General features: G+C 32.6%; 8 protein-coding genes, 1 tRNA gene and 1 rRNA gene. 9 read left to right on the forward strand and 1 reads right to left on the reverse strand.

Annotation, left to right across the window (positions count from 1 at the left end; all coding sequences use genetic code 11):
* Positions 1 to 84 precede the first annotated feature (84 nt).
* A 5S ribosomal RNA gene (rrf, locus tag G507_RS0112420) occupies positions 85 to 194 on the forward strand.
* Between the two features lie 321 nt (positions 195 to 515).
* Here rrf and G507_RS0112425 read toward each other — a convergent pair.
* Positions 516 to 1,655 (reverse strand): acyl-CoA dehydrogenase, encoded by a 1,140-nt coding sequence (locus G507_RS0112425; protein WP_026717785.1) that lies wholly within the window; start codon positions 1,653 to 1,655, stop codon positions 516 to 518.
* A gap of 96 nt (positions 1,656 to 1,751) precedes the next feature.
* Here G507_RS0112425 and G507_RS0112430 point away from each other — a divergent pair, with 96 nt between their 5' ends.
* From G507_RS0112430 to G507_RS0112465, 8 genes are all read left to right on the forward strand, one after another.
* Positions 1,752 to 2,822, forward strand: coding sequence for an anhydro-N-acetylmuramic acid kinase (locus G507_RS0112430; RefSeq protein WP_026717786.1), 1,071 nt, complete (start codon positions 1,752 to 1,754; stop codon positions 2,820 to 2,822).
* A 119-nt stretch (positions 2,823 to 2,941) separates the two neighbouring features.
* A complete protein-coding gene (locus G507_RS0112435; protein WP_026717787.1) occupies positions 2,942 to 4,168 on the forward strand; it encodes a Glu/Leu/Phe/Val dehydrogenase dimerization domain-containing protein in 1,227 nt (408 codons plus the stop codon).
* Between the two features lie 20 nt (positions 4,169 to 4,188).
* Positions 4,189 to 5,559, forward strand: a complete 1,371-nt coding sequence (gene nhaD / locus G507_RS0112440) for a sodium:proton antiporter NhaD (protein WP_026717788.1) — start codon at positions 4,189 to 4,191, stop codon at positions 5,557 to 5,559.
* A 48-nt stretch (positions 5,560 to 5,607) separates the two neighbouring features.
* Positions 5,608 to 6,312 carry a MotA/TolQ/ExbB proton channel family protein gene (locus G507_RS0112445; RefSeq protein ID WP_026717789.1) on the forward strand — a complete coding sequence of 235 codons (705 nt, stop codon included), beginning with the start codon at positions 5,608 to 5,610 and terminating at the stop codon, positions 6,310 to 6,312.
* Entirely contained in the window at positions 6,312 to 6,713 is a 402-nt protein-coding gene (locus G507_RS0112450) for an ExbD/TolR family protein (RefSeq protein WP_026717790.1), read from the forward strand. Before G507_RS0112445 ends, G507_RS0112450 begins: the two co-directional genes overlap by 1 nt.
* A gap of 260 nt (positions 6,714 to 6,973) precedes the next feature.
* Positions 6,974 to 7,783 carry an energy transducer TonB gene (locus G507_RS0112455; RefSeq protein WP_026717791.1) on the forward strand — a complete coding sequence of 270 codons (810 nt, stop codon included), beginning with the start codon at positions 6,974 to 6,976 and terminating at the stop codon, positions 7,781 to 7,783.
* Between the two features lie 9 nt (positions 7,784 to 7,792).
* Entirely contained in the window at positions 7,793 to 9,007 is a 1,215-nt protein-coding gene (locus G507_RS0112460) for a bifunctional folylpolyglutamate synthase/dihydrofolate synthase (protein ID WP_026717792.1), read from the forward strand.
* An 84-nt stretch (positions 9,008 to 9,091) separates the two neighbouring features.
* Positions 9,092 to 9,166 (forward strand) — tRNA-Val (locus G507_RS0112465).
* The last annotated feature ends 65 nt before the right edge of the window (positions 9,167 to 9,231 follow it).

Consider the following 9,231-nt stretch of genomic DNA (forward strand, 5'->3'; position numbering starts at 1 on the left):
AAAATATTAAATTTATTTATCTCAGTATGTTAAGATATTCTGTAACGTTGTCCCGATACATCGGGATACCCTTGCAAACCAGCTTAAGGTGGTTATTGCGTCGGGGCTCACCTCTTCCCATTCCGAACAGAGAAGTTAAGCCCGATTGCGCAGATGGTACTGCAGTAATGTGGGAGAGTATGTCGTCGCCTTTCTTTAGAAACCCTTATCATTTAGTTGATAAGGGTTTTTTGTTGTTTTAAACTTTTCTAGAAAACTCTAAATACGGCTGTATTTATAAAAAATAGAAACCAAACTCCAATTAATGAAGTTATTTACTGTGTAAAAGTTGTATTAAAACTCAAATATGAATAGTAACGTGGATTGCGTGAGGGATAGGAGCAATTGTTTGAGCTCTTTTTTGTAAAATACTTTAAACAAAAAAAGCGAGTGCGGATAGCCCGGCCCAAAGGGACACGCACAAAAAAAAATCCAACTCTTGCGAATTGGATTCTATTATAATTATGTAGGTTGAATTATTTTGTTAAACCTCTTGAAATAACTATTCGTTGAATTTCAGAAGTTCCTTCATATATCTGTGTGATTTTTGCATCACGCATCATTCTTTCTACATGATATTCACTTACATAACCGTTTCCACCATGAATTTGAACGGCTTCGATTGTTGTATTCATTGCAGTTTCTGAAGCAAATAGTTTTGCCATTGCACCTGAATGAGAAATATCTTCACCATTATCTTTTTCAAAACCTGCTTTGTAACATAACATTCTTGCAGCTGTAATTTGCACGTGCATATCAGCCAATTTGAAAGCAATTGCTTGGTGTTGGATAATTGGTTTCTTAAACGTTACTCTTTCTTGAGCGTATTTTAATGCTAATTCATATGCTCCTTGAGCAATTCCTAATGCTTGGGAAGCAATTCCTATTCTTCCACCATTTAGTACATTCATTGCGAAAGCAAATCCAAAACCGTCTTCCCCAATTCTATTTTCTTTTGGGACTTTTACGTCAGAAAACATTAATGAATGTGTATCTGAACCTCTAATTCCCATCTTCTTTTCTTTAGGTCCAATTGAGAAACCTTCCCAACCTTTTTCAACTAGAAAAGCGTTTATTCCTTTATGTCCTTTTTCTATATCAGTTTGTGCAATTACTATATATGTAGAAGCTGAGTTCCCATTTGTAATCCAGTTTTTTGTACCATTTAATAAATAATGGTCTCCTTTATCAATTGCAGTTGTTTTTTGTGATGTAGCATCAGAACCTGCTTCAGGTTCAGACAAACAAAATGCCCCAATCACTTCACCTGTAGCAAGTGGTAAAAGGTATTTTTGTTTTTGTTCTTCGTTACAATATTTTTCGATTCCTGCACAAACTAAAGAATTGTTTACTGACATAATTACAGCTGCAGAAGCATCAATTTTTGCGATTTCTTCAATTGCGCATATGTATGAAATGCTATCTAAACCAGCACCGCCATATTTAGGATCAACCATCATTCCCATAAAACCTAATTCAGCCATTTTTTTGACTTGCTCTGTAGGAAATTTAGAATGTTCGTCTCTTTCGATTACTCCTGGTAATAATTCTGTTTGAGCAAAATCTCTCGCAGCTTGCTGAATCATTAATTGCTCTTCGTTTAATTTGAAATCCATAATCTAAAATATATTGTTTCGAATTTGTAATAAAATAAGTTGTCAAATGTACTCAATAATTAGCAAATTTTCAATAACTATTTGTAAATTTAACCCATGTTTAAGCAGAACTATAACGTTATCGGAGTAATGTCAGGAACTTCATTGGATGGAGTTGATTTGGCACATGTTAAATTTAACAAAACTGACGATTGGAATTACGAAATTTTAGAAGCAGAAACCATTTCATATTCTGTAGAGTGGTTAAATAAATTAAAATTAGCAGTTAATTTTTCAGAATCTCAATTAGAGCAACTAAATGTTGATTACACTCATTTGTTAGCTAAAATAATCAATGAATTTATAACTAATAAGAATATAAAAAATTTAGATGCCGTTTGTAGTCATGGTCATACTATTTTGCATAAACCTAATTTAGGATATACATTACAAATTGGAAACTTACCCAAAATTTCAGAATTAATAAATCAGAATTTTGTGTGTGACTTTAGAGTTCAAGATGTTGAATACGGTGGACAAGGAGCTCCTTTAGTTCCTATTGGAGATCAACTTCTTTTTTCTGAATTTGATTATTGCTTAAATTTAGGAGGTTTTTCAAATATTTCATTTGAAGATAAAGGCAAAAGAATTGCTTTTGATATTTCTCCTGTAAATACAGTTTTGAATTTTTATTCAAATTTATTAGGTTTTTATTATGACGATAAAGGTAATATTGCAAAATCTGGAAATTTGAATTTAGGACTGTTCCAAAAACTTAATGATTTGGAATTTTACAGTTCAGATCATCCAAAATCATTAGGAATCGAATTTATTAGCGAATTTGTTTTTCCTTTAATTGAGTCATTTAAAATTCCTACAAAGGACAAGATGAATACTTTTGTAGAACATGTTGCTTTTCAAATTAGTAAAGTTATAGCTAAGAAAGATGCATCACTTTTAATTACAGGTGGAGGAGTTTATAATGACTTTTTAATCCAAAGAATAAAGTTTTATTTATCTGAGAATAAAATAGTTATTCCAGATAAAAAAACTATTGAATTTAAAGAAGCCTTAATTTTTGCTTTTTTAGGAATTTTGAAATTAAGAAAAGAAACTAATGTTTTGTGTAGTGTTACTGGAGCAAAACAAGATCATAGTTCAGGCAAACTTTATCAAATAAAACATTAATTTATTGATAATCAGTTTGTTTATGGATTTAGATGTTATTAAAATACTAAAAAAATGTGAATGCTTTATGTAGTCATGCAGATTATGTATATTTGTTGAATTACAATTTAAAAGAATTAATGAAAGATTTATTACAAAAATTTGAAAATAAAGAACCAGAAATAGTTTTTAATTGGAAAGATCCTGAAACAGAAGCTGAAGGCTGGACAGTGATCAACTCACTAAGAGGTGGTGCAGCTGGTGGTGGAACTAGAATGAGAAAGGGATTAGACATGAACGAAGTGCTTTCTTTAGCTAAAACAATGGAGGTTAAATTCTCTGTTTCTGGACCAGCAATTGGTGGTGCAAAATCTGGAATTAATTTTGACCCAAGTGATCCAAGAAAAAAAGGTGTTTTAGAACGCTGGTATAAAGCAGTTTCACCATTATTGAAAAATTATTATGGAACTGGTGGTGATTTAAATGTTGATGAAATTCACGAAGTTATTCCAATGACAGAAGAATGTGGCGTTTGGCATCCTCAAGAAGGTGTTTTTAACGGACATTTCAAGCCGACTGAAGCTGATAAAATCAATAGAATAGGTCAATTACGTCATGGCGTAATTAAGGTAATAGAAAACCCTAATTTTTCTCCAGATGTTTCTCGTAAATACACCATAGCTGATATGATAACAGGTTATGGCGTTGCAGAAGCGGTTCGTCATTATTACGATATTTATGGTGGAAATGTTAAAGGAAAAAAAGCAATAGTGCAAGGTTTCGGAAATGTAGGTTCTGCAGCAGCTTTCTATCTAGCAGAAATGGGAGCAAAAGTGGTTGGAATTATAGAAAGAGACGGTGGTTTGATTAATGAAGAAGGATTTTCATTTGAAGAAATTACACAATTATTCTTAAACAAAGATGGAAACAAATTAGTAGCCGAAAATATGATTCCTTTTGATGAAATCAACAAGAGAATTTGGAATATTGAAGCTCAAATATTTGCTCCTTGTGCTGCGTCTAGACTAGTTCAAAAATCACAAATTGACGAAATGATTGCTTCAGGTTTAGAAGTTATTTCTTGTGGAGCTAATGTTCCTTTTGCAGATAAAGCAATTTTCTTTGGACCAATTATGGAAGAAACAGATAAACAAATTAGTTTAATTCCTGATTTTATTTCAAACTGTGGAATGGCAAGAGTATTTGCTTATTTCATGGAGAAAAAAGTACAAATGACCGATGAAGCCATATTTTCAGACACTTCTTCAATAATAAAAAATGCTATACAGAAGGCATACGATCAAAATTCTGATAACAAAAATATTAGTGCAACTGCTTTTGAAATTGCATTAAAACAATTAGTCTAAAACATAATAATAAAAAATAAATGGAAGCAATTTTAATAATAATATTTGTAGTAGGATATTTAGCTATTGCATTAGAACATAATATTAAAGTCGACAAACTTGTACCTGCATTAGCTATGATGGCTATCTTATGGGCAATCATTGCAGTTGCTCATTTAGATGTTTATGAAGTAAACACGGCAACGAGATCATTAGACGTACATCACATCGAAGGTGTTTTATTACATCATTTAGGTAAAACAGCAGAGATTTTAGTTTTCCTTTTAGGTGCAATGACTATTGTAGAAATCATTGACTATTTTGATGGATTTTCAACAATCAAATCTTATGTAAAAACTAAACGAAAAGTTAATTTACTTTGGTTATTTACAACTTTAGCATTCATTTTGTCAGCCATTATTGACAACCTAACAGCTACAATTGTACTAATTACTATTCTACAAAAAATTGTAAAAGAAAAAGAAGTTCGTTTGTGGTATGCAGGTCTAATTGTAATTGCTGCTAACGCAGGTGGAGCTTGGTCTCCAATTGGTGATGTAACTACAACAATGTTGTGGATTGCAAATAAAGTAACGGCTTCTAGTTTAATCATACACGTTCTTCTGCCTTCATTAGTTTGTTATGCAGTGCCAACTTTTATAGCTTCAAGATTATCGATTTTCAAAGGTGAAATTTCAACTGAAGATTTAAAAGAAGAAAAATCTTCTTCAAAACACAGCGCAATAATGTTTTACTTAGGTTTGTCAGGTATTCTTTTTGTGCCAATTTTTAAAACAGTTACGCATTTACCACCATATATGGGTATGATGTTGTCTTTAGCTATCGTCTCTATTTTTGCAGAATACTTTAGTAATTCAAAGTTCTCAATGGCAGATGCAAATGCAGGTGGAGGGGCTAATTCTCCAGCACATAGTCCAATACATCACTCATTGTCTAAAATCGAAATGCCAAGTATTTTATTCTTTTTAGGAATTTTAATGGCTGTTGCAGCTTTAGAATCTTTAGGAATGTTGTTCGAATTTGCAGGAGTTTTAGAAAGTTCTGTGCCATTTTTAGGAACTGAACTTGCATCTACTCATATTTCAGATTTAGTAGTTTTATTTTTAGGAGTTGGTTCAGCGGTAATTGACAATGTGCCTTTAGTAGCAGCAAGTATCGGAATGTTTTCAATTCCAATAGATGAACCAGCTTGGCACTTTATTGCTTATTCTGCAGGAACAGGTGGAAGTATGTTAATTATCGGTTCAGCTGCAGGTGTAGTGGCAATGGGTATGGAAAAAATTAACTTTATGTGGTATCTTAAAAAAATCGGTTGGTTAGCCTTAATCGGATTTTTATCAGGATTTGCAGTTTTTGTTTTATTAAGAGACTTTTTATTAAATGCCGCTTAATACAATTTTTATAATACATTTACGTTTTACTATATATTAAATAAATTTATGAGTATATTTCTTCAAGTCGACAGTTTAGCAGTTGCTAATCAGGTTTTAGCAGATGATCAGCCAGTAGAACAAACACTTTCAATCTGGTCACTTTTAACAAGTGGTGGAATTGGTGGTATGGCCATTATGTTTGTGTTGTTTGTACTTTTGTTTTTTGCATTATTCTTGTATTTTGAAAGAATTATGGCAATCAATAAAGCGAGTAAAATCGATTCAAGTTTTATGAATAACATCAAAATGAATATTTCTTCAGGAAAAATCGACAATGCTAAAATGATTTGCGCGCAAACAGATTCTCCAGTAGCTCGATTAATCGAAAAAGGAATATCTAGAATCGGAAAACCTTTAGAAGATATAAACACAGCAATTGAAAACGCAGGAACGCTAGAATTATACAAACTAGAAAAAAACACATCAATGCTTGCAACAATTTCTGGAGCAGGACCAATGATTGGTTTCTTAGGAACTGTTGTTGGTATGATTCTTGCTTTCCATAAAATGGCAAGTGGCGGTGGACAAATTGAAGTAGGAGCTTTAGCCGAAGGAATTTACACAGCAATGACAACAACGGTAGTTGGACTTATAGTTGGTATTATCGCATATATTGGTTATAATCACTTGGTAGTAAAAACCAATAAAGTGGTAAATCAAATGGAAGCCAACGCAGTAGATTTCCTTGACTTATTAAACGAACCAGTATAATGAAGTTAGGTAAAACAAGAAATAAAGTCTCAACAGAATTCAATATGTCGTCAATGACTGATATTGTGTTCTTGTTGCTGATTTTCTTCATGATAACATCAACAATGGTAACCACTAATGCGTTAGATTTAGTCTTGCCAAAAGCAAAAGGAAAAACCGATAGTAATAAAAACACAACCGTTAATATTACTAAAGATTTACAATTCTTTGTGGATAAAGATCCAATTGATGAAACGCAGTTAGAAGCTCAACTTTTAACCATTCTTCCAGGTGTAGAGGATAAAGGTAGAGCAATAATTCTTCGTGCAGAACAAGGGGTGCCGATAGAAAAAGCAGTATACGTAATGGATATTGCTAATAGAAATCAAATAAAAATAGTTTTAGCAGTAGATCCTAAATAATTTTTAAGATTTATTTCAGTAGCTATTTCCAGCTATCCACTATATCTTTTATGCCGAACAACGGCACAAAAGGATGTCGTTCCTATCTGGGCTGGGGCTTTTCGTTAAGAATAATATTTAGAAATTAAAAATAAGATTGTCGATTGAAGATAACGATTTATGATTGCAAAAGTAAAAAAAATCTGTGAAAATTTGTGTAAAAGATAAAATAATTAGTGCAAATTCGTGCAATTCGTGTTAACATAAAATCATACTAAAATATGAACGTTTTAGAAACACCAGAAGAAAAAAAATCATTCGCTATTACATCAATCATTTTTGTAATACTAGCTTTGATATGCTTATTTTTCGGATTAACTTATATGGATCCACCACCAGAAAACGGAATCGCAGTAAACTTCGGAACTAGCGATAATGGTAGAGGAGATGTAGAGCCAGCAGAAACTCAAGCTGCAGCTGCACAGCCGGTAAGTCAACCAGTAGCAGCTCAAGAGGATTTAGCTACTCAAGATGACGATTCTCCAGTCGTTGCCCCAAAGAAAGAAAAAGTAAAACCAGTTAAAACTCCAACTAAGACAACTCCAACAAAAACGACTCCCACCAAAGAAGTTAAAGAAGAAGTCAAGCAAACGGTTAATAGTGCCGCTTCTAATATGATAAAAGGTAAAGGAAAAACTCCTTCGTCTGGTGAAGGTGATGGTGATTCTGATGGTAACAAAGGACAATTAAACGGAACGATGTACGGGAATTCATATTATGGTAGCGGAAACGGTTCTGGAACAGGAAGCGGAAACGGAACCAAATGGGGTTTAAAAGGGAGAAATTTAGCAGGAAACGATAAAATTTTACAGCAATGTAACGAGTCGGGTAGAATCATAATCCAAGTTACAGTAAACAAACAAGGTAGAGTTATTGATGCTCAGTATTCTGCAAAAGGTTCAAATTCAACTAGTCAATGTTTAATTCAGCCTGCCATTGCAACTGCAAAAACCTTTAAATGGAATCAAGCAGCAGATGCACCTGATAGCCAAATTGGTTTTGTGGAAATTAACTTTAGTGTAGGAGAATAATATTTTTAAATGAACTATCAAGAAACAACCGAGTGGCTCTTCGATCAATTGCCAATGTTTCAGCAACAAGGTGCTTCAGCCTATAAAAAAGATTTATCTAATACAATTGCATTAGTAAATCATCTTAATAATCCAGAAAACAAGTTCAAGTCAATTCACGTAGCCGGAACAAACGGAAAAGGTTCAACTTCTTCTATGTTAGCTTCAATTCTTCAAGAAGCGGGTTATAAAGTCGGATTATACACATCACCGCATCTAAAAGACTTTAGAGAAAGAATAAAAATCAACGGAAAAGAGATTTCTCAAGATTATGTTGTTCAATTTGTAAAAAAGCATAAATCATTTTTTGAACAAAATGAATTAAGTTTTTTTGAAATGACAGTTGGTTTAGCTTTTCAATATTTTGCAGATGAAAATGTTGATATCGCAATTATTGAAGTCGGAATGGGGGGAAGATTAGATGCAACAAATGTCATTACTCCATTAGTATCAGTAATTACAAATATTGGTTTAGATCACACGCAATTTTTAGGAAACACATTAGAACTTATCGCAGCAGAAAAAGCCGGAATTATAAAACCAAATATTCCAGTTGTTATAGGTGAGTACGTTCCAGCGACAAAAAATGTTTTTATAGAAATAGCTAATAAAAATGATGCGCTTACATATTATGCACAAGAAAGAGAAATTCAAGATTTACCATGTGATTTATTAGGAGATTATCAAATTCAGAATAAGAAGACAGTTTTACAAACGATAGAAATATTAAATAATCATTTTACTATTTCAGAGCAAGCAGTAAAAGATGGTTTACTAAATGTTGTAAAAAATACTAGTTTATTAGGAAGGTGGCAGCAAATAGGTAAAAATCCAACAGTAATTTGCGATACAGCTCACAACACTCATGGCTTAGAAATAGTAATGAAACAAATCCAAAAGCAAAAATTCAACCAATTGCATATAGTTTTAGGAGTAGTAAATGATAAAGATTTAGGTTCAATTTTACCTTTATTTCCAAAAAAGGCTTTTTTTTATTTTTGTAAACCAAATATTTCAAGAGGTTTAGAAGCAACAAGTTTAAAACAAACTGCAGAAAGTTATGGATTGATTGGGGTAGTATGTAATTCTGTTTCAGAAGCTTATATTTTGGCAAGGATGGAAGCTAAAGAAGATGACTTTATTTATGTTGGAGGCAGTACATTTGTTGTTGCAGAAATAAATTAATTTTTTTCAAAAAATGTTTGGAACATTAAAAAAGTAGTGTATATTTGCACTCGCAATACGGAACAAGTATGGCGAATTAAAATAGGGCGATTAGCTCAGCTGGTTCAGAGCACCTCGTTTACACCGAGGGGGTCGGGGGTTCGAACCCCTCATCGCCCACAAAAACTTCAACAGAAATGTTGGAGTTTTTTTTATTAGATCAATATGGAATATTTTGTTTATAT

Source organism: Flavobacterium gelidilacus DSM 15343, from assembly GCF_000422685.1.
Lineage (GTDB): Bacteria > Bacteroidota > Bacteroidia > Flavobacteriales > Flavobacteriaceae > Flavobacterium > Flavobacterium gelidilacus.

What these genes read in the sequence shown, in the direction of transcription:
- G507_RS0112425 (WP_026717785.1), bottom strand. Translation starts at nt 1,655, where the DNA reads ATGGATTTCAAATTAAACGAAGAGCAATTAATGATTCAGCAAGCTGCG.
- G507_RS0112430 (WP_026717786.1), top strand. Translation starts at nt 1,752, where the DNA reads ATGTTTAAGCAGAACTATAACGTTATCGGAGTAATGTCAGGAACTTCA.
- G507_RS0112435 (WP_026717787.1), top strand. Translation starts at nt 2,942, where the DNA reads ATGAAAGATTTATTACAAAAATTTGAAAATAAAGAACCAGAAATAGTT.
- nhaD (WP_026717788.1), top strand. Translation starts at nt 4,189, where the DNA reads ATGGAAGCAATTTTAATAATAATATTTGTAGTAGGATATTTAGCTATT.
- G507_RS0112445 (WP_026717789.1), top strand. Translation starts at nt 5,608, where the DNA reads ATGAGTATATTTCTTCAAGTCGACAGTTTAGCAGTTGCTAATCAGGTT.
- G507_RS0112450 (WP_026717790.1), top strand. Translation starts at nt 6,312, where the DNA reads ATGAAGTTAGGTAAAACAAGAAATAAAGTCTCAACAGAATTCAATATG.
- G507_RS0112455 (WP_026717791.1), top strand. Translation starts at nt 6,974, where the DNA reads ATGAACGTTTTAGAAACACCAGAAGAAAAAAAATCATTCGCTATTACA.
- G507_RS0112460 (WP_026717792.1), top strand. Translation starts at nt 7,793, where the DNA reads ATGAACTATCAAGAAACAACCGAGTGGCTCTTCGATCAATTGCCAATG.